This window comes from Natrinema salifodinae (assembly GCF_900110455.1).
Taxonomy (GTDB): Archaea; Halobacteriota; Halobacteria; order Halobacteriales; family Natrialbaceae; genus Natrinema; species Natrinema salifodinae.
Map to the genome: position 1 here is coordinate 145,752 of NZ_FOIS01000004.1, position 20,254 is coordinate 166,005.

At 66.5% G+C, this 20,254-nt stretch carries 22 protein-coding genes; 12 read left to right on the plus strand and 10 right to left on the minus strand.

Going from position 1 to position 20,254, the window contains the following annotated elements; translation table 11 throughout:
* Positions 1-793 precede the first annotated feature (793 nt).
* Together BMY29_RS15085 and ftsZ are read left to right on the plus strand one after the other, a co-directional pair.
* A complete protein-coding gene (locus BMY29_RS15085) occupies positions 794-2,197 on the plus strand; it encodes a D-aminoacyl-tRNA deacylase (RefSeq protein ID WP_049989728.1) in 1,404 nt (467 codons plus the stop codon).
* Positions 2,198-2,343: 146 nt separating this feature from the next.
* A complete protein-coding gene (gene ftsZ, locus BMY29_RS15090; RefSeq protein WP_049989729.1) occupies positions 2,344-3,519 on the plus strand; it encodes a cell division protein FtsZ in 1,176 nt (391 codons plus the stop codon).
* A gap of 292 nt (positions 3,520-3,811) precedes the next feature.
* Here the strand turns inward: ftsZ and BMY29_RS15095 are convergent, their stop codons facing one another.
* Positions 3,812-4,153 (minus strand): 2Fe-2S iron-sulfur cluster-binding protein, encoded by a 342-nt coding sequence (locus BMY29_RS15095; RefSeq protein WP_049989730.1) that lies wholly within the window; start codon positions 4,151-4,153, stop codon positions 3,812-3,814.
* Positions 4,154-4,342: 189 nt separating this feature from the next.
* Between BMY29_RS15095 and BMY29_RS15100 the strand changes: the two genes are divergently transcribed.
* Positions 4,343-5,749, plus strand: coding sequence for a geranylgeranyl reductase family protein (locus BMY29_RS15100; RefSeq protein ID WP_049989731.1), 1,407 nt, complete (start codon positions 4,343-4,345; stop codon positions 5,747-5,749).
* A gap of 345 nt (positions 5,750-6,094) precedes the next feature.
* Here the strand turns inward: BMY29_RS15100 and BMY29_RS15105 are convergent, their stop codons facing one another.
* Positions 6,095-7,375: an amidohydrolase gene (locus BMY29_RS15105; protein WP_049989732.1), complete on the minus strand. Its 1,281-nt coding sequence runs from the start codon at positions 7,373-7,375 to the stop codon at positions 6,095-6,097.
* A gap of 42 nt (positions 7,376-7,417) precedes the next feature.
* The gene (locus BMY29_RS15110) at positions 7,418-7,753 is read right to left on the minus strand and encodes an uS10/mL48 family ribosomal protein (protein WP_049989733.1); all 336 of its coding nucleotides are present in this window, start codon (positions 7,751-7,753) and stop codon (positions 7,418-7,420) included.
* A gap of 247 nt (positions 7,754-8,000) precedes the next feature.
* Here BMY29_RS15110 and BMY29_RS15115 point away from each other — a divergent pair, with 247 nt between their 5' ends.
* Positions 8,001-8,432, plus strand: coding sequence for a bis(5'-nucleosyl)-tetraphosphatase (locus tag BMY29_RS15115; RefSeq protein ID WP_049989771.1), 432 nt, complete (start codon positions 8,001-8,003; stop codon positions 8,430-8,432).
* Positions 8,433-8,691: 259 nt separating this feature from the next.
* A complete protein-coding gene (locus BMY29_RS15120; RefSeq protein WP_049989734.1) occupies positions 8,692-9,774 on the plus strand; it encodes a DUF5787 family protein in 1,083 nt (360 codons plus the stop codon).
* 44 nt (positions 9,775-9,818) lie between these two features.
* Here the strand turns inward: BMY29_RS15120 and BMY29_RS15125 are convergent, their stop codons facing one another.
* Both BMY29_RS15125 and BMY29_RS15130 read right to left on the minus strand, forming a co-directional pair.
* On the minus strand, positions 9,819-10,322 hold the full coding sequence (locus BMY29_RS15125) for a DUF5797 family protein (protein WP_049989735.1): 504 nt from the start codon (positions 10,320-10,322) through the stop codon (positions 9,819-9,821).
* A 208-nt stretch (positions 10,323-10,530) separates the two neighbouring features.
* Positions 10,531-11,820: an MFS transporter gene (locus BMY29_RS15130; RefSeq protein WP_049989736.1), complete on the minus strand. Its 1,290-nt coding sequence runs from the start codon at positions 11,818-11,820 to the stop codon at positions 10,531-10,533.
* Between the two features lie 125 nt (positions 11,821-11,945).
* On the opposite strand from BMY29_RS15130, the gene BMY29_RS15135 reads away from it, so the two are divergent.
* The gene (locus BMY29_RS15135; protein WP_049989737.1) at positions 11,946-12,200 is read left to right on the plus strand and encodes a DUF5789 family protein; all 255 of its coding nucleotides are present in this window, start codon (positions 11,946-11,948) and stop codon (positions 12,198-12,200) included.
* 116 nt (positions 12,201-12,316) lie between these two features.
* Positions 12,317-12,625, plus strand: coding sequence for a transcription factor S (locus tag BMY29_RS15140; protein ID WP_049989738.1), 309 nt, complete (start codon positions 12,317-12,319; stop codon positions 12,623-12,625).
* A gap of 242 nt (positions 12,626-12,867) precedes the next feature.
* Here BMY29_RS15140 and BMY29_RS15145 read toward each other — a convergent pair whose 3' ends face one another.
* Both BMY29_RS15145 and BMY29_RS21470 read right to left on the minus strand, forming a co-directional pair.
* Positions 12,868-13,662 (minus strand): tRNA (adenine-N1)-methyltransferase, encoded by a 795-nt coding sequence (locus BMY29_RS15145; protein WP_049989739.1) that lies wholly within the window; start codon positions 13,660-13,662, stop codon positions 12,868-12,870.
* A 4-nt stretch (positions 13,663-13,666) separates the two neighbouring features.
* Positions 13,667-14,056: a nascent polypeptide-associated complex protein gene (locus tag BMY29_RS21470; protein WP_049989740.1), complete on the minus strand. Its 390-nt coding sequence runs from the start codon at positions 14,054-14,056 to the stop codon at positions 13,667-13,669.
* Positions 14,057-14,167: 111 nt separating this feature from the next.
* On the opposite strand from BMY29_RS21470, the gene BMY29_RS15155 reads away from it, so the two are divergent.
* Complete coding sequence (locus tag BMY29_RS15155) at positions 14,168-14,851, plus strand: HD domain-containing protein (RefSeq protein WP_081985442.1); 684 nt, start codon at positions 14,168-14,170, stop codon at positions 14,849-14,851.
* A gap of 27 nt (positions 14,852-14,878) precedes the next feature.
* Here the strand turns inward: BMY29_RS15155 and BMY29_RS15160 are convergent, their stop codons facing one another.
* Positions 14,879-15,367 carry a PUA domain-containing protein gene (locus tag BMY29_RS15160; RefSeq protein ID WP_049989741.1) on the minus strand — a complete coding sequence of 163 codons (489 nt, stop codon included), beginning with the start codon at positions 15,365-15,367 and terminating at the stop codon, positions 14,879-14,881.
* Between the two features lie 181 nt (positions 15,368-15,548).
* Between BMY29_RS15160 and BMY29_RS21190 the strand changes: the two genes are divergently transcribed.
* Positions 15,549-15,725, plus strand: a complete 177-nt coding sequence (locus BMY29_RS21190) for a hypothetical protein (RefSeq protein WP_173424892.1) — start codon at positions 15,549-15,551, stop codon at positions 15,723-15,725.
* Between the two features lie 93 nt (positions 15,726-15,818).
* Here the strand turns inward: BMY29_RS21190 and BMY29_RS15165 are convergent, their stop codons facing one another.
* Complete coding sequence (locus BMY29_RS15165; protein WP_049989773.1) at positions 15,819-16,316, minus strand: LabA-like NYN domain-containing protein; 498 nt, start codon at positions 16,314-16,316, stop codon at positions 15,819-15,821.
* Between the two features lie 115 nt (positions 16,317-16,431).
* Positions 16,432-17,256 carry a M48 family metallopeptidase gene (locus BMY29_RS15170; RefSeq protein WP_049989742.1) on the minus strand — a complete coding sequence of 275 codons (825 nt, stop codon included), beginning with the start codon at positions 17,254-17,256 and terminating at the stop codon, positions 16,432-16,434.
* 357 nt (positions 17,257-17,613) lie between these two features.
* Here BMY29_RS15170 and dapA point away from each other — a divergent pair, with 357 nt between their 5' ends.
* The 3 genes from dapA to BMY29_RS15185 are packed head-to-tail and all read left to right on the plus strand — an operon-like array spanning position 17,614 to position 20,179.
* Positions 17,614-18,537 carry a 4-hydroxy-tetrahydrodipicolinate synthase gene (gene dapA, locus BMY29_RS15175; RefSeq protein ID WP_049989743.1) on the plus strand — a complete coding sequence of 308 codons (924 nt, stop codon included), beginning with the start codon at positions 17,614-17,616 and terminating at the stop codon, positions 18,535-18,537.
* Positions 18,534-19,301, plus strand: coding sequence for a 4-hydroxy-tetrahydrodipicolinate reductase (gene dapB, locus BMY29_RS15180; protein ID WP_049989744.1), 768 nt, complete (start codon positions 18,534-18,536; stop codon positions 19,299-19,301). Before dapA ends, dapB begins: the two co-directional genes overlap by 4 nt.
* Positions 19,298-20,179, plus strand: a complete 882-nt coding sequence (locus BMY29_RS15185) for a 2,3,4,5-tetrahydropyridine-2,6-dicarboxylate N-succinyltransferase (protein ID WP_049989745.1) — start codon at positions 19,298-19,300, stop codon at positions 20,177-20,179. Before dapB ends, BMY29_RS15185 begins: the two co-directional genes overlap by 4 nt.
* Positions 20,180-20,254 lie beyond the last annotated feature (75 nt).

Here is a 20,254-nt window from a genome sequence, read left to right on the forward strand (position 1 = left end):
GGCAAGTGCTACGTGGCGAAATTTGATACGGTGAGGAGGGGGCGGACAGTGGTCACCGTCAGGGCATCTGCCGTCCGCGTTGCACGACCGATCATTCGCCTTGAGAGACGCGAGTGATTCGTCACTTGATCGGCAGCGAGTACTTTCGATCTGGCACGGAGTTCATCGGCCGGCAGATAACGTTTCGACCTGTGATGGCTACACCGTCGCCGAGTTGCCGTACACGATACTGTTATCGAAGTCAACAGCGATTGGTGTTGCGTAATGGCTACGGTATCTGACGGCCCTCTCTTGATTGGGTTCGAGTGACCTGTTCGACTACGACGAGCGAAACTACACCGAAATAGGCACCCCCAGTCTCAGAAATATGAGGTGGTTGAAATATTCTACCTATTCGACAATATTTTAGTGCAACAAGTAAAAATAACTCCAGATGGAAGCGATTGATAACATACTGTTGTATGGGATATCTATGATACTATTCTCTATATTTTCTCTCCAATATGATTTGGTCTTCCATAGTATCGGCGTGAGTATAGGAACTCTATGAATGCTGATTTGTACGATATCAACACTAATTAAAACAGCTATGTCCGTGGGGTTGCCAAGATAAAGAGTTTTTCTGCCATTACTGTGTAACTATATACTATATTTGAATATAGGGGTAGAATGTCTGGACGGTAGCCCGCTCATACAACTACTTAGTACGAGAACTGCGAGTCAAGAGACCGACTTACGTCCGGATCAAGCCGAAAGCGCAGACTATTCGTCTCCCCGGCACCGACGCTCGCCCGTGATCGCCATCGTCGAGAGCCGGGCCGACCGCGCCTCTGAGCACGTCTGCGACCGCCTCCGCGAGCGCGCCGACTGGGACGAACGGACCGACGACACCAGGCCGGCGGCCGAGGGCGGCGGCACCTACTACCGAATCGAGGACGCCGAACTCCGCTCGTTCGACGACCTCCACATCGACCTCGAGCGGCCGGCCGCGGCCTTCGACTGCGACCCCGACCTGCTCGTCTTCGCCTCGCGGCACTCGGGCGACACCGGCCCGCTGCTGACGGGCCACTTCACGGGGAACTTCGGGCCCGCCGAGTTCGGCGGCGAGCCCGACGCGCTGGCCGAGGCCGCGCCGAACGCCCTGGTTCGGCTGTTCGCGGCCTTCGAGGAGTACGCACCCGAGAAATACGACGTCGGGATGGAGTGTACCCACCACGGCCCGACCGACGTGGGCTGTCCGTCGCTGTTCGCCGAACTCGGCAGCGACGACGAGCAGTGGGACGACCCCGCCGGGGCCGGGGCAGTCGCCCGCGCGATTCTGGACCTGCGGGATGTCGACCCCCACCGCGAGCGACAGCTCGTCGGCTTCGGCGGCAACCACTACGCCCCGCGGTTCGAGCGGGTCGTCCGCGAGACCGAGTGGGCGGTCGGCCACATGGCGGCCGACTGGGCGCTCGAAGCCATGGACCATCCGACGGCCCACCGCGAGGTCCTCGAACGGGCCTTCGAGGCCAGCGACGCCGAGATCGCGCTGCTCGACGGCGAGTGGCCGGTGCTCGAGGAGACGCTCGACGACCTCGACGTCGACTGCCGGATCGTGGGCGAGACCTGGCTGCGCGAGGTCGACGACCGCCCGCTCGATCTAGTCGACGCGGTCGAGGCCGACCTCGGGGCCGTCGCGGACGGGATCCGCTTCGGCGACCGAGTCGCGGACCCGGACTCGTTTACCGTCGTCGACCTGCCGGCGGACCTCGTCGACACCGCGGAGGGGATCGATCCCGACCGCGTTCGGGCGATCGTCGAGGCCCACGCCGTCGCCTTCGAGACCGAAAACGGCGGGAGCCGCGTCGGCGCGCGCCTGGCGGTCCCCGATGCCGGTACTGACACCGACTCCGATGCCGACGTCGACGCTCCCGCGGACGACTCGACGGCTCCCCGTCCCCGTCGGGAGATTATCGAGCGCCTGGCCGACGTTCTCGCGGAGAAGTTCGACGCGGTTCGGGTCGAAGACGACGCGGTCGTCGCCGAGGAGACGGCCTTCGATCCGAGCCTGGCTCGCGAGGCCGGCGTCCCGGAAGGGCCGAAGTTCGGCGCGCTCGCCGACGGCGAGCCCGTCACCGTCGACGGGGAAACGGTCAGTCCCGAGAGAGTTCGGTCCGAACGAACGCGCCGATTTCCGTTCCGATCGGACCGCTAACCGACAGTAATAACCTTATACTCGGTCCTTTCAGGCGAATTCGTCCCTACGGCCGACCGACACGTAAGAATTTATTAACGTGTCAGACAGGTGGCTGACGTGTAGGGGAAAGGTAATTATGCTCCATCTTTTAGACAGGGCCAAGAATGGACTCCATCATCGACGATGCAATCGACGAGGCCGAAGACGGGGAGCCCGCGGAGGCCCCCGCCGACGCCGCGCCTCAGGACGGACAGTCCGCCGGCGACGGGTCGAGCGGCCGACAGACGGGTACGATGACCGACGAGGAACTCGAAGACGTTCTCCAGGACCTCCAGACCGACATCACGGTCGTCGGCTGCGGCGGTGCCGGCGGCAACACCATCAACCGAATGCACGAGGAGGGAATCCACGGCGCGAAACTGGTTGCCGCCAACACCGACGTGCAACACCTCGTGGAGATCGAGGCCGACACCAAGATCCTGATGGGCGAAGAGAAGACCGGCGGCCGCGGCGCCGGCTCCCTGCCGCAGGTCGGCGAGGAGGCCGCCCTCGAGAGCCAGCAGGATATCTACGACGCCATCGACGGCTCCGACATGGTCTTCGTCACGGCCGGACTCGGCGGCGGCACCGGCACCGGCTCCGCACCGGTCGTCGCCAAGGCCGCTCGCGAGGCCGGCGCGCTGACGATTTCGATCGTCACGACGCCGTTCACCGCCGAGGGCGAGGTCCGCCGGACCAACGCCGAGGCCGGCCTCGAGCGCCTGCGCGACGTTTCCGACACCGTCATCGTCGTTCCCAACGACCGCCTGCTCGACTCCGTCGGCAAACTGCCCGTCCGCCAGGCGTTCAAGGTCTCCGACGAGGTGCTGATGCGCTCGGTCAAGGGTATCACGGAACTCATCACGAAGCCGGGCCTCGTCAACCTGGACTTCGCCGACGTCCGCACCGTCATGGAACGGGGCGGCGTCGCCATGATCGGCCTCGGCGAAGCCGACTCCGAGGCCAAGGCCGAAGACTCGGTCAAGACCGCGCTGCGGTCGCCGCTACTGGACGTCGACATTTCGGGCGCGAGCTCCGCGCTCGTCAACGTCACCGGCGGCAACGACATGGCCATCGAGGAGGCCGAGGGCGTCGTCGAGGAGATCTACGACCGAATCGACCCCGACGCCCGCATCATCTGGGGGACCTCGATCGACGAGAGCCTCGAGGGCAGCATGCGGACGATGATCGTCGTCACCGGCGTCGAATCGCCGCAGATCTACGGCCGCCCCGACGAGGAGACCGTCCAGCCGGAGATGCCCGGCCAGGCGGGGGGCGACGACATCGACTTCGTCGACTGATTGCCGCGATCGAACGCCGCGACGGCGATCGACGCGTTACTCGTCGATACCGACTTCAAGCCTCAGGAGTCCATTTTCCATCGATCGGCGCAGTTCACTCTTGTGGCCGACCGGAATCGGAGTTAGAATCGTAACTGGAGCCACTCCGAACCAGGCGCAGCCACCGCTCGTCTCGTTGCGACGTCGCTCTCGCGGGTCGCGTATCGCGTCCCGTGTGACGCGTAGGCCGCGCGCCACTGCAGAAACCGATCCGGTTCGCTCGCGGTGATCGAGCGGTCGCGATCGACGTCGATCAGTCGTCGGCGGTCGCCGCGCCCGACCCGCCGTCGCTGGCGCGTTCGAGGTCGCCCTCGATGCTTGGCGGGTACTTCCCGCGGTCGAGCGTGAGGTCGGACTGCGGACGCGCCATACAGGTCAGCGCGTAGTTCTCGGCCTCTTCCTCGGTGAGTCCCCGCGCGGCGGGTTGGGTAACCTCGCCCTCGACGATCTCGGCGGAGCAGGCCAGGCACATCCCGACTCGGCAGGAGTACTCCTGAGCGATCCCCTCCTCGAGACATCGGCTGAGGATCGTCTCCTTGTCGGTGCAGGTGATCGTCTCACCCGTTCCGACGAACTCGATAGTGTACTCAGTCATACGGCCCGGTACGAAAGACCTCACTAAAACTCTTTATCTCAACGCGGAAACCCAAGCGCGCGGTTTTCGGGGCCGGCGTCGGGACTCGAGTCCCGACGCGTCGGATGGGACCGAGAGCTGATTCTGTTCCCGATAGTCCGACACAGCGACCATAAAACGTTTTCTTACCGCGGTGTCCACAACTTGGGTATGAGTACGCAGGAGCAGTCGGCCGCCGCCACGACGACACGGACCCAGTCGCCGGACGCCGTCGTCGTCGGCGCCGGAACTGCAGGGTGCTACGCCGCAGCGACCATCGCGCGGGAGGGGTACGACGTCGTCATCCTCGAACGCAAGTCCGAGGAGGAAGCGGGCCACATCGCCTGCGGCGACGCACTGAAGGGCGCGAGCGCGTTCCCCGAATCGATTCCCAAATCGCAGATCGAGCCCGCCTTCACGAACACGGCCGTCGACCACGGGCGCTTCGAGATCCCCCAGGAGGACACCGTCCTCGAGATCCCCGTCCCCGGCGAACTGGCCGTCATCGACCGCTGGGAGTACGGCCGCCGGATCATCGAAGGGGCCGACGAAGCGGGGGTTGACCTCCACTACAATACCGTCGTCCAGAACGTCGTCCAGGCCGACGACGGCCGCGTCACGGGGGTCGAAGCGATTCGCGAGGGCGAATCCCTCGAGTACGAAGCCGACATCGTCATCGACGCCGCGGGCTCGCTGTCCGTGTTGCAGGACAACGTCGACTTCTCGGAGTCGACCTTCGACACGAACGTCAACTACAGCCACTTTTGTTCGGCCTACCGCGAGATCGTCCACGTCGAAGAGCCCGTCGAGTGGGACGACGCGCTGGTCTTCAAGCCGACCGAGCGGGCCGCGGGCTACCTCTGGTACTTCCCGCGCACGGAAACGGAGATCAACGCCGGGCTGGGCTTCCAGATGACCGAGGAGCCGATGAAGCTCGTCGACGACCTCAAGCGCGACCTCGAGAACCGCACCGAATTCCGGAACGCGGAGGTCGAGGACAAGCTCGGCGCCGCCCTCCCGACGCGACGGCCCTACGACTCCGCCGTCCACCCCGGCTACATGGCCGTCGGCGACGCCGCCGGTCACGTCAACCCCACGACGGGCGGGGGCATCGCCGGCGCTGCCTACGCCGGTAAGTACGCCGCCGACCAGGCCATCGAGGCGCTCGAGACCGACGACTACGGCGAGGACATGCTCTGGAAGTACAACGAGCGCGTAATGGACCACTTCGGCGCGCGCTACGCCGCCTTAGACGTCTACAACATCCTCTCGACGGCCGTCGACGTCGACGACCTGATGGGACTGCTCGCGGCGATGCCTGGCGAGAAACTCGCCGAGGCCCTCTACTCGGGCAGCACGGATATCGGGCTCAAGCTCAAACTCGAGGCGCTGCTCAAGAGCCGCGGCCACTGGGGCACGATCTGGAACCTCTACAAGACCAAGCGCCGGGCAGACGAGCTGCTCGCCCACTACGAGAAGTATCCGACGAGCCCCGAGGGACTCTCGGGCTGGCAGGATCGGCGCGACGAGCTGATGGACGCGGTCTACGAGACGACCGGGGCCGACCCCAAGTACTAACAGCGGAATTTCACGCTGCGGTCCGGTTCGCTCGCGACGGGAATGCCGTCACGAGCGAACTATCCTTCGGTGAAGTTTCGATCAAAAGCCTCCTCCTTCCCGTTCGGCGTCGCGAAGCGACGTCTTCAGGTCAATCGTCGGCCCGCTCGCTCACTACGTTCGCTCGCGGTCAGTACCGGTGACGGCCTGCCCTCCCCCGCTGAGCGGACGCTTGCGTCCGCGATGCACGGAAGAGCTTGCTCTTCCGGTGGGTCGCGGACTCCTCAGAGCGCTCGGTGCCCGCTTCCGGCCGATAATCGATCGAGACGTTCGGATCGGTCGGACACTGGAGACGAGGCATCCGACTCAGGGGCGCTCGCGACCGATCCGCTCGATCGCACCCGCCAGCACGTCGATCCCGTGGCCGATGCTCGCCTCGTCGATGTCGAAGGTCGCCGTGTGGTGGCCGCCGGGGTGGTCGGTGCCGACGCCGACGTAGCAGGCGTTCCCGCCGTTTTCCTGAACCGCTCGCATCAGGAAGGTCGCGTCCTCGCTGCCGCCGAGTTCGTCCCGTTCGAGGACACGCTCGACGCCAGGCGTCTCGCCCGCGACGTCGGCGACGATCGAGACGAGTGCTTCGTCGCTCGTCGCGCTCGGCGCTTCGGCGCCGGGCTCGACGTCGACCTCGCAGTCGTGCATCTCGGCGGCGCTCCGGAGGACCCGCCGGGTCCGGCGTTTCATATACTCCATGAGGTCGGTCGTTTTGCCGCGGACTTCGGCGACGAGCCTGGCCTCGTCCGGAATGACGTTGGCGGCGCTGCCGCCTTCCACGACGCCCGCGTTGACCCGGGTCGCGCCGTCGTTGTGCCGGGGGATGCCGTAGAGGTTCTGGACGGCCGTCGCCATCGCCTGGACGGCGTTGCGACCCTGTTCGGGGTGGCCGCCCGCGTGGGCGGACTCGCCCGCGAACTCGGCTTCGAGGTGCGAGACCGCGAGGAAGCCGTCGATGCCGGCGACGATCTCGCCGGTCGGGTGGTCGAGGCCGATGTGGACCGCAAGCAGGGAGTCGACGTCCCGAATGTGCTCGCTCTCGGCCATCGACTTGGCGCCGCCGACGACCTCCTCGGCGGGCTGGAAGAACACCTTCAACGTGCCCGAGAAGTCGCTCTCGGCGATCCGCTCGAGCACGCTGACGCCGATGGTAGCGTGGGCGTCGTGGCCGCAGGCGTGCATCGCGCCCTCGCGTTCGGAGCGAAACCCCGCCGCGGCGGGCCGGTGGTCCGGGTCGTCGGACTCCGTTCGGGGGAGAGCGTCGATGTCGACGCGCAGGCCGACGGTCGGTCCCTCGCCGCGCTCGAGGACGGCGACCGCACCCGTGTAGCCGCCCTCGAGTCGCTCGAGGAGGTCGTCGTCGACGCCCGCGGTACGGGCCTGCTCGTACCAGTGGGTGAGTTCCGCGTCACCGGGCAGGGCCATCCGGTGCTCGCCCGCGAGGGCGTCCGGTCCGACGTGCAGTTCGGCGAGTTCGTCGCCGAGTCGCGACTCGAGTTCGTCGACGATCCGGGCGGTGGTGTAGAACTCGCGCCAGGCGGGTTCGGGAGTGCGGTGCAGGTCGCGGCGCAGCGAGACGAGATCGTCCGCGGTCATACCTCGACCTCGACGGGAACGGTGAAAAATACTAGTGAGAGGTCAGTTTCCGCGACCCGCGCCGTGGATCTGCTCGACCTCGGCCTCGATGTGGACCGAGTCCGGGAAGTCCTGCGAGGCGATGTTTCGCGCGAGGTTGTCGTGGCCGTGAATCTCGAGTTCGCGGGTGAAAACCGTGTAGTCCCACGAGGAGAACTGCCGATCGTCGTCGGCGTGGAGTCGGCAGTGCTGGGGGACCGAGAGCTTCTCCGGCGGATGGGAGTGCGGGCCTTTCAGCGCCGCTCCCTTTCGCTCTGCGGTGGCTTTGATGTCCTCGACGATACCATCGAGTGCGGCTCGATCGCCGCTCTGGAGGGTGAGACGGGTGACGAAGGTCATGGCTGGTGCTGTCGAATACGTCCACGGTGGGCGCGTAAAAACTTGCTGAGACGCGGTGGTTCCGGCCCTGGTCCTGAGCCCGATCTCAAGTCCCGGGTCCGGCCGCCGTTGCCGTCACTACGCGGCCGAGCGGCTGAACGACTGCGGACGATCGGCGGCCGATCGCCTGCGAATCGACTCCCGCAATCAGTGTACGCTGGACGAACAGTCCGATATTCTCTTAACGTCGCACCTGTTAGCCCAGTTAATGGCAGTCGAAGCTACGAGCGCAGGCGCGATCCTCTTCCGCGATACGCGGGGCCGGCGCGAGTATCTTCTACTCAAGAGCCGCCCAGGGGACTGGGAGTTCCCGAAGGGCGGTGTCGAAGGAGATGAAGAACTACAACAGACGGCTATCCGCGAAGTAAAGGAAGAGGCAGGTATCGAACAGTTCCGGCTACTCGACGGCTTTCGCAAGGACTACGATTACGTCTTCGAGGCGAACGGCAAGACCATCCACAAGACCGTTCACCTCTTCATTGCGAAGTCGTTCGAGGCAAGCGCGGAACTCTCGAACGAACACCGTGACCTGCAGTGGCGCGATTACGAACAGGCGGTAAACACCGTCACGCAGGACGGCCCCCGCGAGATCCTCGAACAGGCCCACGAGTTCCTCGACGAACACGAGGACGAAGAGTAGTCGCATCCGGACGGCCCTCCGGCCGTCTCACGGATCACGGCACCGGCACCGTCATCACTCCCGTGACACGCCGCCCGTCGATTCCCGATCTGCGACGATTCGTCGGCCCGTTCTGAGTGGAGATAAACCGGTCAGCGACGGTGCTGCGGTTTTCTCACCGCCACCAACTCCGCCGGCGTCACCCGCCGTTGGCCCGCCCTCGTTCTCGCTCGTCGACCGATCGAACAGCGCTTTTGCGCTCGCGTTTCTAAGGGCCACCGTGGACCCACACACTGCCGAGTTCGGGTTCGAACTACGCGTCTGCCGGTGGGCCGAGATGGCCTGGCCGCCCGGCGAACCGGCCGGCGACGACAGCGAAATCATCGTCGCCCGCCAGCTCGGAACGAAGGGGCGCCGCTGGGACACGATCGTCCTCGAGTGCGATCCCGAGGGGCTTCGCCGGCGAGCGAACTTCGGCCCCGATCGGCTGGACGGCGACCTTCGCCACGTCGTCCGGAACGCGCCCGCGGAGTGGACCTACTACCGCGACGCCCTTCCACATCCCGGCTACCCCTGGCGGTACGTCCGCGAGGCGATCCACCGCGCCGACGACCGCGGCATTCTCGAGACCCGCAAGTCGGGGAACCGGATCGAGATCCGCCGGAAGTGGCCCTATCCCGATTGGGTCGATCGGATCGTCGCCATCGAGAACAAACCCGACTTGGACGCCAGCGCCGCCCGCGCGCTCGGCTCGCAACTCGAGTACGACGTCGCCGTCGGCCTGGCCGACGAGGTCTGGGTCGCGACCCGGCCGACGGGCGAGCGCGTCGAACCCGTCCTCTTCGAGGATCTGCCGGTCGAGGCGGGGATCCTGGCGTTCGATCCCGCGGCCCCGACCGCCGAGGTGGCCTGGTACCCGCGCTCGCTCGCGGTCGACGAGCCGGGGACCCGGATCCTCGAGCGGCCCGACGGCGGCGCTCGGGACGACTCGGCGGCCCGGTTCGAGTACGTCGAGCCCGAGGCGAAGGCCGAAAAGCGGCTCGCAATCGCCGAGCGGGCCTACGAGCGCGGCTGGCGATCGTTTGTCGATACGATGCGTCCCGACTGCCGGCACTTTCAGTTACGGGCCGACGGAGTCGGAGACGCCGAGGCGGCCGGCTCGGGGACGGCCGGCCAGGCGCTGCCCTACTGCGCCGCCAAGGGGTGTGCCCAGACGGCCGCCGAGTGCGCCGGCACCTGTCCCGACTTCGAGCCGGAGCCGCCGGCCTGGCGAACCCGCGGCTGGCCGATCGAGGGCGGACCGGGAACCCGATACAAAGAGATTCTCGACCGACGCCGGCGGCGACGGCGGTCCGGGCTGTAGCAGCTGCCAGACCCGACCGTCGCGACCCCAAGATCCCAACTGCTTCAGTCCGACACGTCGACCTCGAGGTCCTCGCGCTCGACGGCCAGGCGGAACGTAGGAACGGTGCGGTACTCGACTTCGACGACGCCCTTGCGGCGCAGGCTCTGGAGGCCCGAGCGGACGTCCTCGGCCTCGGGGTCGACGTCGTACTCGTCCCGGAGCGCGTGCAACACCGAGACGACGCTCTCGGACTCCGCCTCGGGTCCGGCCAACACCGCGACGATCTGCGCCTGGAGTTCGGGCACGCGGATCCGGGAGGGGACCCCCTCGTCCTCCGGATCGCTCTCAATCCCGGGCTCGACGTCGACCAGGTCGGCCGCCTCGGCGGTCGCCCGGATCAGGCTGTTGTCGTCCCGGAAGTAGTAGTCGCCGAGTTCGTTCTCCAAGTACTGGTGGACCTCGCTGCCGCTGTCTAACTCCCACCGCTCCTGGAGCTCGGAATTCTTCGTCGGCTGTAGCTCCACCACGTCCGCCAACCGTTCTTTGGCCTCCTCCGAGAGGGTCATCGTGGCATCGTATGCGGATCCGCTACTTTTGCGTTGCGTCACGCCCGATTCAGCGCGGCAGTCACTTGACTCGGTCGTACGACGGCGTTGAAAGCCCCGAACACCGCGTTCAGTCTCGCTCGGCAAAAACGGTCGGACGGGGACGAGTCGATCGGCGATCGGTCTCCGTCGGCGCTCTTTCGCGCGATACCGGTTCGTTCCGGCCCGGTCAATCGTCTCCGACGACCGGCACCGACGCCGTCGTCTCGAGGGTCTCTTCGACCTGCGTGTAGACGAGGATCGCCCCGAGGACGGCCAGGCCGGTGCCGAAGACGAACGGCACTTCGAAGCCGTACCCGACGAGCGCGCCCGACGACAGCGGACCGAGCGCGATCCCGTAGCCGAACGCCATCGTGAGGATCGAAAGCTTCGACCCCGACTCGCCCTCGCCGGCCAGGTCGCCCGCCAGGGCCAGCGACGGCGCGAACACCATCGCGGCGGCGACGCCCTGGAACAGCCTGGCGACGAACATCAGCGCGGAGGAGAGGAGATAGCCCTGCGCGAGCGTCGTCGGGATCAGCAACACCATGCCGGCGACGATGAACGGCCGCCGGCCGTAGCGGTCGCAAGCCCGTCCGATCGGGGTCTGGAGGGCGACCTGCGAGATGATAAACGCCGCGAACTGGAGGCCGAACCAGGTCGCGCCCTGCTCTAAGCGCGCGTTCACCTGCGGCTGGATGGTCGCGAACAGCGCGATCGCGGTCGCCATGAACAGCGACGCGACGCCGAGGGTGAAGATCGGATCGAGCAGGTTCGGTCCCGAGCGGTCGCGGATCGGGATCGAGAGGTCCGCGCCGGCGTTGGCCGCCGTCGACTCCGGATCGGAGACGAGGACCGTCACCAGCAGGTAGCTCGTCGTCGCTGCGATCGTCGCGATGTAGAAGGCGGCCTCGAATCCGCCGACCGTCACCCCGCCGGGGAGCGCGTAGGGGCCGCGGCTCACGACGGCGCCGGCCACGGCGGGTCCGGCTCCGAAGCCGACCAGGCGAAAGGTGTTGTAGACGCCCATGTTCCCGCCGCGGTCCCCGCGGGTCGCGAGTTCGTTCACGAGCGCGACCGACGACGGGACGATGAAGGCGACGCTGACGCCCTGCAGCCCGCGGATGGCCAGCAGCGAGAGGTACGTCTCCGCGAAGACGTAGGCCAGGTTCGTCATCGCCAGGCCGGCGAGCCCGATCAGGATAAACGGCTTCCGGCGGCCGAGTCGGTCCGAGAACCGACCCGTGAACGGTTGGACGCTGCTGTTGAGAAAGCCGAACAGCGAGAGGATGACGCCGATGATCATCGACTCTCCGAGGCCGAACGCCGTCCCGCCGACGACGTCGCTGGTCACGTACAGCGGGATGACGATGATCAGAAACGAGTTGCCGATTCCGTCGGCCATCCGGGCGCCGGCCAGGGCGAGCACCCGCCGGTCGACGGCGAACGGCGCGATCAGCCGCTCCGCGAGTCGTCGCATCGACTCTACGTGCGGTAGCGTGCCCGATTATAGTTTCGAACCGAAACGTTGACCGGTATCAATCGACGGGACAGTCCGTCCGACCCGGGGAGAGCTACAAGCCACCCGCTAGCGTCCGTTCACTCATGACCGACGTCAAACTCAGCCGCGTCGAAACCGTCCTCGACGACCTCGACTATCCCGCCTCGAACGATCAGGCGGCCGCCGAATTCGAGGACGTCACGCTCCTGCTCGCCGACGGCGAACGAAACCTGGGCGACCTCGTCGAGCGGATCGACAGCGATCGCTTCGAGTCGGTCGACGACCTCAAGTCGGCGTTGCACAACGTCCTCCCGCGGGAGGCCGTCGGCGAGCCATACCAGTCGGAAGGCGAGGGATAGGGACGAGCATCGCCGCCTGGCGACCGAGGCTCGGTCCGCATCCTTCCATCTGCCGGATTCGGGGACGGCGGTAAACGGGTCCCTTAAGTCGCTCGACCCCCGTAGCCCGGACAACGATGGAATTCTGCGACGAATGCGGTTCGATGATGAAGGCCGACGACGGGCTCTGGGAGTGCGGCAGTTGCGGCTTTACGAAGCCGAAAGGCGACGCCGACCAGTACATCGTCACCGACGATCAGGAAGCCGGCGAGATCATCGAGTCCTCCGGCGAGACCTCGCTGCCCGAGACCGACGCTCGCTGCCCCGAGTGTGGCAACGACCGCGCCCACTGGTACATGCAACAGATCCGCGCGGCCGACGAGTCCGAGACCCGCTTTTTCATCTGTACCGAGTGCGAGCACAAGTGGCGCGAGGACGACAACTAACAAACTTTTGCGCTGCGGGTGCGCCGAAGGCGCACCCTCGGCAAAGCGTTGCTGAAAAGCGCTCCTCCCTCCGTTCCGAGCACAGTGCGCTCTCCACGTCGGTCGTCGGCCCGCTCGCAGCCACTGGCTGCTCGCGGTCGATGACGATGTGACGTGACGGCCTGCCCTTCCCCGGGTCACGGACACCTCGCGGTGCTCGGAGCCCGCTCTCGACCGATGAGTGAACAGTAAAACGCGTCTCGTTACTCGTTGCGCGCGATCGTCAGATACCCCGTGTGACCCACGGGCGCGGTCGACGGCCGCGAACCGCGGTCGTCGAACTGCATCTCGCGTTGGATCGTCTCGCGGGTGCGGACGTTCGCCAGGCCGACCTCGCGAGCGGTCTCCGCGACCTCGCGGGTCGACTCGACGAACGGGCTGTAGACGGCGACGAAGCCGCCGTCGACGAGCAGTTCGGGCGCGTGCTCGACGACGTCGGGCGCGTCGCCAGTATCGAGGGTGAGCACGTCGAACGACGAGGGTTCGAGGCCATCGAGTTCCTCGAGAACGTCGCCGGTCCGGACGTCGACCGCGTCGCCGACACCGCCTAAGGCCATGTTCTCGCGGGCAACGTCTGCGAATTCCGCGTCGCGCTCGTAGGTCACGACCGAGGCGCCGGCCCGCGCCATCGAGGCCGCGAGCACGCCCGTCCCGGTGCCGGCGTCGAGCACGCGGTCGCCCCGCGCGATTCCCGTCTCGCCGATCACCAGACCGATGTCGCGGGGGACCATCGGCGCACCGGTGCGCTCGAAGTGATGGAAGAGGTCCGGGCCGCGCAGTCGGCGGACGTGGAATTCGTCGCCCAGATGCGTCTCGAGGGTGTCGCCTGGCTGGACGTCTTCGGGAACGTCGAGTACGCCGAGGTCGGTGCCCATCTCCTCGCCCGGTTCGACCAGGTACTCGCGGTCGCCGCGGACGAGCAGGACGGGGACGCGGTCGTCGCCGTTACCGTCGCTCTCGGCCCCGGATTCGTCGTCAGCGTTGTCGGCTCCGCTCACGGCGTCACTCGAGGGTTTCGACCGCGGCGGCGAGGTCGCCGTCGTTCTCCTCGAGGGCCGCGCGGGCCTCGTCTTCGCTGACGCCAGCCCGCGTGGCGACGAGTTCGACGTCCCCGTCGGGGATCTCGGGTTCGGCCTCGGCGCCGGCATCGGCATCGGTACCGGCGTCGCCGCCGGCCGCACCGGACTCGACCTGTTCCGGCGAGCCGATGATCTGGTAGGTCTCCTGGCCGCGAGCGTCCATCTTGGTGACCTCGGCGTCGTCGAACACGAGGTCGTACTCGTCGGTCCGAATGATGACCTCCTCGGCGTCGACGTCCTCGACGTCGATGCCCATCTGCTTCATCATCTGTTCCATCTTGCGCGGATTGAGTCCACCGCCTCCTCCGAACATACTCGCCACGTCGCCTCGGGCGCCCTTTTACTTTGTCGTTCGGCCCAGGCGGGTCGAGCGCCCGCGCTCCGACCGACGTTTTCAATCGCATTCGCCGCCACGTGCGACGTGATGGCCGACGACCGCGAATCCGAACCCGAACCCGAATCCGAATCCGAATCCGAACTCGGACTCGAACTCGAACGCCTGGTGGAACTGCTCGCACTGAAAGACGAGCGGCGGACGGGGTGGGACCTCCGCGGGATTGAGGAGCCGGAGTCGGTCGCGGCCCACACCTGGGGCGTGGCGACGCTGTGTCTGTTCTACGCCGACCGGGCCGGCGAGGACGTCGATCGCGACCGGGCGGTGGCGATGGCGCTGGTCCACGACCTCGCGGAGGCGCGCACGGGGGACATCGCGACTCGGGCGGAAGACGGAAAACAGCGCGTCTCCGGCGAGGAAAAGGAGGCGTTGGAACGAAGCGCAATTACAGACCTCCTGAAACCGTTTGCGGATCGCGACGGCGACCGCAGCGACTATCTGGCGCTGTGGGAGGAGTACGAAGCCCGCGAGACGCCCACCGCGCGGTTCGTCAAGGACATGGACCTGATCGACAACTGCCTTCAGGCGCTCGCGTACGAACGCGGCGATCGGTACGACGAGACCGACGCGAACGACGCCTTCACGCAGTACGAGAACCTCGATGAGTTCTTCGCCACGGCCGCACCCCGCGTTCGGACGACGGTCGGCGAGGACCTGTTTGCGGCGATCAAAGCGCGATACGAGCGGGCGATCGGCAGGGACTGCCAGTTGTAGTTGTAGCCGGCGTTCAGGGTTCGGTTCTCAGCCGTCAGCGGGCGCACCCTCCCGCACGTTCACGGCCATTCCGGTGTCGAAGTCCGCAATCGCGCCCGCGGCGAGTTGGGCCGTCCCGACCGCGAGCAACTCGCCGCGCTCGTGGACGATCAGGACCTCGTCGCCTGGCCGGATCTCCGCGCCGGCCTCGAGGACAAACTTCGCGAAGACGTTCTTCTCGTCGCGGACGAACGGTTCGCTTTCGTCATCGACGACGACGCGATAGGCGGGGTGGTCGAGCGCGGCGTCGAGCCGACGCCCGCCCTCGAGGCCGAGCGTAAAGCGGCCGTCGGTCCCGAAGGAGACGATCCGGCCCCGCTCGGCGAGGATCTGCTGGGGACGGCCCGAGGTGGTCCGTTTGATCGTCAGCGATTCGTCGGGCGGGAACAGCGCCGCGCCAGCACCCGCGCCGAACTGGTAGTCCGCGATGGTCCGGAGCTCCGGCAGGCCCGCGCTCCCGTTAGTCGGGTCACTCATCGGTCGGGGTTTGACGCGCCGAGTCGAAAGCCCTTCGACCTGCCATCGGGCGCCGACGGTCGGCGGCGAGAACAACGCGCGGCCCGTACGGACTATCACGCGGCCACGACGATACGTCGCGGTAATAACCACAACGAGATAGAGACTGTTATAATAGTCGGTGCAATACTATCGGCACCGTATGGACGTCACGCAAATCGGTCTCGGGGCTGGCCTGCTCGTCCTCGGTACCTTGACCCTGGCCGGGCCTGCCACGATCGTTTCGGGGCCGTTTACGTACCTCTTGTCGGGGGCGACGCTACTCGTGACGGGATACGCGCTGTTGCTCGGACTCTGGAAGAACCAGAACCCGAACTAAGAGTGGAGTCGGCTCGCGGTCGTCCGCCTGCGTCGCCGTTTTCGGTCGTCGATCCCGGCTGCGCGAGTACTGATGCTTACTGGCGTCGCGGTCTTACAGCAGGAACGTCTCGTGGCGCTCGCCGAGGTCGAGGAAGGAGTCGGCCTCTTCGACGAGTTCCTCGGCCGTCGAGGACTCGAAGGCCATCACTTCGACGCGGACGCCCTCGTGGCGCAGGTGCGAGCAGAGCCGCGAAAAGTCGCCGTCGCCCGTACAGAGGACGATCGTGTCGACGTGATTCGCGAGCGTCACCGCGTCGAGGCTCATGCCGACGTCCCAGTCGGCCTTCTTGGTCCCGTCGGAGAAGGTCTTGATGTCCTTGATCTTCGGCTCGAAGCCGATATCGACCAACGCCTCGAAGAAGCTCTCTTCTTCCGGTGCGTCCGCGCGAATGACGTAGGCGATCGCGCGGGTAAGCTGGCGATCCTGGACGGCCTTATCGAGCAGCGCGGAGTAGTCGATGTTGCGGCTGTGGAGGCTCTGTGCGGTGTGATAGAGGTTCTGGGCGTCGACGAGGACGGCGACGCGCTGGCCGGGATGAATTTCGGTCACGTCTCGAAGCGTCACGGGCGAACGTAAAAAATCGCGTCGGTCGACCGGTCGGCGCCTCCGGGAGCGGCCAGCGGTCTCCGGAAGCGGTCAACGGTCTGCAATCGAAGCCCGCGGCTTAGCTCCGGAGCTTCTGAATCCGCTTTTCGGTCGGCGGGTGCGTCGCGAACAGCTTCTGAAGCAGGGAGCGGTCGGCGTTGAAGATACACAGCGCGCTGACGCTGTCGTCGACTTTCGATTCGCGGCCCTGAGCGCCCTGGGAAATCTTCTCCAGCGCGCGGGCGAGCGGGTCGCCGCTGCCGATGTACTGGCGGGCATCGTCGTCGGCGACGTACTCGCGGTACCGCGAGATGGCGAGCACGAAGACCATCACGAGCATCTGGGCGATGTTCGAGATCATCATGCCGACGAAGATGCTGCCGATGTTGCGGTCGTCGCCCATCATGTAGATCATGTAGGCGACCCAGCCGACCATCATCCCGATGGACTGGCCCAGCACCATCGTGACGACGTCGCGGTTCTTGATGTGGGCCAACTCGTGGGCGATGACGCCCTCGAGTTCGTCCCGCTGAAGCAGCCGGATGAGCTCTGTCGAGACGACGACGATGCCGTTGCCCTTCCGGCCGGTCGCGAAGGCGTTCGGCACGCCCATGTCCATGACCATCAGTTTGGGCTTGTCGATGCCCATGTCCCGGCAGAGCGACTCGGTCATCTGATGAACGTCCCGGTACTGGCCCTCCTCGGGCATCTCCTCCGCACCCCTGGTCGCGGACCAGGTGCCGATCTTGTACTGGATGAACGGCAGCGCGATCAGCCCGAGCAGGACCAGCGGCCAGGCGCCGGTCCCGAACATCGCCAGGCCGAAGGCGCCGACGAACATGTAGAAGGCGAATAGGATCGAGCCGACGATCGCCATCCGCACTTTTAGTCCGAAATCTGTCATGGTAACCGGTAAGTCGTCGTCCGGGATAAATTTCGCGGAATTTCATGCGATCGACTAGCACAACTTGGCCGACCGGTTCGATAGAAGACACAACGGATAAGTCGGTTCGGTACCGTTGCACGGACATGCGTCGCGTCGCTCGTCCGACCGCTGGTTCCGTCGCGAGCGGCGTCTGCCCTCGTTTTACTAAACGCAAACGTGCGTGAGAGTGCTCGCGGCGGGCGTGGCACCCCCGTCCCGGGCACGGTTCGACCGCGCACGGCCGTCACCGATTACCGACCACCTGCGGCCGATCGGAACCGACACACCCTACCGATCGGAGCCTGACACACGACCCATAGAACCCACCAATCGACCATGACAGACATCGACCTTTCGGGCGTCTTCCCGGCGATGTGTACGCCCTTCGACGAGGACGAACGGATCGACTTCGAAACACTCCAGCGAGATGCCCAGCGGCTCGAGACCGCGGGCGTCGACGGGCTCGTCCCCGTCGGCTCGACCGGCGAATCGGCGACGCTGACCCACGACGAGCACGTCCGCGTCGTCGAGGCGGTCATCGAGGCCGTCGACGACGTCCCCGTCATCGCGGGCACCGGCTCGAACAACACCCGCGAGGCGCTCGAACTCTCGGAGCGGGCCGCCGACGCCGGCGCCGACGGCCTGTTGCTCATCTCGCCGTACTACAACAAGCCCGAACAGCGGGGGCTGATCGAGCACTACCGGACGATCGCCGACGCCGTTGACCTCCCGCAGATCGTCTACAACGTCCCCTCGCGGACGGGCCGGAACATCGAGCCCGACACCGCCGCCGAACTGGCGCGCCACGAGAACATCACGGGCTTCAAGGCCGCCAGCGGCGATCTGGGCCAGATCGGCGAGATCGTCGAGCGCACGGCCGACGAGGACTTCGCGGTCCTCTCGGGCGACGATGCGCTCACGCTGCCGATCCTCTCGGTCGGCGGCTCCGGGACGATCAGCGTCGCGGCGAACATCGAACCCGAGCGGACCTGCGCGATGGTCGGCGCGGCGCTGGACGGCGACTACGAGCGCGCCCGCGGGATCCACCACGAACTCGGCCCGCTGTTCCGCGAACTGTTCGTCGAGACCAACCCGATCCCGGTCAAGGAAGCGATGGCAATCCGCGGCTACGGACCCGCCAGGCTGCGCTCGCCGCTGACCAGACTCGCCGAGGAATACCGCGACGACCTCGAGGCCGTCCTCGACGACCTCGAGCGCGAGCGGACGGAAGTCGCCGACGCGACGGAGGGCGATCGATGACGGTCCGGCTGGGCGTCACCGGCGCGACCGGCCGCATGGGCTGGGAAGTGCTCGCCGCCGCGACCGATCGGGCGGACTGCGAGGTCGTTTTCGCGGTCAACCGCGAGCCGGACGGCGAGACCGTCGCAGACGTCGAGATCGAGCCCGCAGCTGAGTTCGACGCGCTGGTCGTCGACCGCGAACCGAGTGCGGTGATCGACTTCACCGGGCCGGAGTCCGCCGTCGACTACGTCGAAGCCTGCGCCGACGCCGACGTTCCGTTCGTCACCGGCACGACCGGATTTGACGACGACCAGCGCGGGGCGCTCGAGGCCGCCAGCGAGGAGATTCCCGTGCTCCACGCGCCAAACTTCGCCCGCGGCGTCCAGGCGCTCGTGAACGTCGTCGGCGAGGCGGTGCAGAATCTTCCGGGGTACGACGTCGAACTGGTCGAGACCCACCACAACGCCAAGCGCGACGCCCCCAGCGGCACCGCCAACCGGCTGCTCGAGGAGATCGAAGCGAACGGCGACTTCGGCGAGCGCACGCACGGCCGCGAGGGCGAGGCCCCCCGCGAGGAAAGTGAGATCGGCGTCCACGCGCTGCGCGCGGGCGACATCACGGGTGAACACGAGATCGTCCTCGCGGGCAACCACGAGGAGGTCCGGCTCACCCACCGCGCGGAGGACCGCGGCGTCTTCGCCGCCGGCGCGGTCGACGCCGCGACGTGGATCGCTGGACAAAAGGCGGGTTGGTACGACTTCGCGGACGTGATCAGCGAATGAGCGCACTCGAGAGCGAAATCGGCGAGCTGTGGGAGCGCAAGCAGAACGGTGACGTCAGCGCGGCGACGGCGGGCGAAGACGAGTTCGCCACCCTCGAAGCCTTCCTCGAGGCCCTCGAGGACGGCGAGATCCGCGCCGCCGAGAAGCGCGGCAGCGCCGAGCAGAGCTCGGCTGGCTCCCGGACGTCGTCCGGGAACGACGAGTGGGTGGTCAACGAGTGGGTCAAGCAGGGCATCCTGCTGAACTTCGGCCTGCGGGAGAACCAGGCGTACGACTACGGCGGCGTCGACCACTACGACGTGCTGCCGCTGCGCGAGACCGAGGATCTCGGCGCCCGCGGAACCCGGAACACGCCCGACGGGACGACGATCCGCCGCGGGGCCTACCTCGGCTCGGACTGCATCATGATGAGCCCGAGCTTCGTCAACATCGGCGCTCACGTCGGCGACGGCACGCTCGTCGACTCCTGTGACACGGTCGGCTCCTGCGCCCAGATCGGCGAGAACGTCAAGCTCGGCGCGAACACCCTCATCGGCGGCGTGCTCGAACCCGTCGAGAACGCGCCGGTCATCGTCGAAGACAACGTCTCGCTGGGCGCCGGCTGTCGGGTCACCAGCGGCTTCGTCGTCGGCGAGAACAGCGTCGTCGGCGAAAACACGCTCCTGACGCCCCGAATTCCGGTCTACGACCTCGTCGAGGAAGAAGTACTGTACGGCGAACTGCCAGCGAACCGCCGCGCATTTACCCGCTTCGTCGAGTCCTCGGTCAGCGACCACGACCTCTTCGAGGGCGGCGCCTACAAGCCCGCCGTCGTCGCGACCGACCTCGAGACGGAGACCCTCGAGGCGACCGAGCGCGAGGACGCGCTACGGGAGTAAGCGGCTCGGTTTTCGCGTTCGTATTTTCGCTATCCGCGGGGATCGTCCTCGCCGTCGGTCACCTCGATTTACTTC

What these genes read in the sequence shown, in the direction of transcription:
- ftsZ (WP_049989729.1), top strand. Translation starts at nt 2,344, where the DNA reads ATGGACTCCATCATCGACGATGCAATCGACGAGGCCGAAGACGGGGAG.
- BMY29_RS15095 (WP_049989730.1), bottom strand. Translation starts at nt 4,153, where the DNA reads ATGACTGAGTACACTATCGAGTTCGTCGGAACGGGTGAGACGATCACC.
- BMY29_RS15100 (WP_049989731.1), top strand. Translation starts at nt 4,343, where the DNA reads ATGAGTACGCAGGAGCAGTCGGCCGCCGCCACGACGACACGGACCCAG.
- BMY29_RS15105 (WP_049989732.1), bottom strand. Translation starts at nt 7,375, where the DNA reads ATGACCGCGGACGATCTCGTCTCGCTGCGCCGCGACCTGCACCGCACT.
- BMY29_RS15110 (WP_049989733.1), bottom strand. Translation starts at nt 7,753, where the DNA reads ATGACCTTCGTCACCCGTCTCACCCTCCAGAGCGGCGATCGAGCCGCA.
- BMY29_RS15115 (WP_049989771.1), top strand. Translation starts at nt 8,001, where the DNA reads ATGGCAGTCGAAGCTACGAGCGCAGGCGCGATCCTCTTCCGCGATACG.
- BMY29_RS15125 (WP_049989735.1), bottom strand. Translation starts at nt 10,322, where the DNA reads ATGACCCTCTCGGAGGAGGCCAAAGAACGGTTGGCGGACGTGGTGGAG.
- BMY29_RS15130 (WP_049989736.1), bottom strand. Translation starts at nt 11,820, where the DNA reads ATGCGACGACTCGCGGAGCGGCTGATCGCGCCGTTCGCCGTCGACCGG.
- BMY29_RS15135 (WP_049989737.1), top strand. Translation starts at nt 11,946, where the DNA reads ATGACCGACGTCAAACTCAGCCGCGTCGAAACCGTCCTCGACGACCTC.
- BMY29_RS15140 (WP_049989738.1), top strand. Translation starts at nt 12,317, where the DNA reads ATGGAATTCTGCGACGAATGCGGTTCGATGATGAAGGCCGACGACGGG.
- BMY29_RS21470 (WP_049989740.1), bottom strand. Translation starts at nt 14,056, where the DNA reads ATGTTCGGAGGAGGCGGTGGACTCAATCCGCGCAAGATGGAACAGATG.
- BMY29_RS15155 (WP_081985442.1), top strand. Translation starts at nt 14,168, where the DNA reads ATGGCCGACGACCGCGAATCCGAACCCGAACCCGAATCCGAATCCGAA.
- BMY29_RS15160 (WP_049989741.1), bottom strand. Translation starts at nt 15,367, where the DNA reads ATGAGTGACCCGACTAACGGGAGCGCGGGCCTGCCGGAGCTCCGGACC.
- BMY29_RS21190 (WP_173424892.1), top strand. Translation starts at nt 15,549, where the DNA reads ATGGACGTCACGCAAATCGGTCTCGGGGCTGGCCTGCTCGTCCTCGGT.
- BMY29_RS15170 (WP_049989742.1), bottom strand. Translation starts at nt 17,256, where the DNA reads ATGACAGATTTCGGACTAAAAGTGCGGATGGCGATCGTCGGCTCGATC.
- dapA (WP_049989743.1), top strand. Translation starts at nt 17,614, where the DNA reads ATGACAGACATCGACCTTTCGGGCGTCTTCCCGGCGATGTGTACGCCC.
- dapB (WP_049989744.1), top strand. Translation starts at nt 18,534, where the DNA reads ATGACGGTCCGGCTGGGCGTCACCGGCGCGACCGGCCGCATGGGCTGG.
- BMY29_RS15185 (WP_049989745.1), top strand. Translation starts at nt 19,298, where the DNA reads ATGAGCGCACTCGAGAGCGAAATCGGCGAGCTGTGGGAGCGCAAGCAG.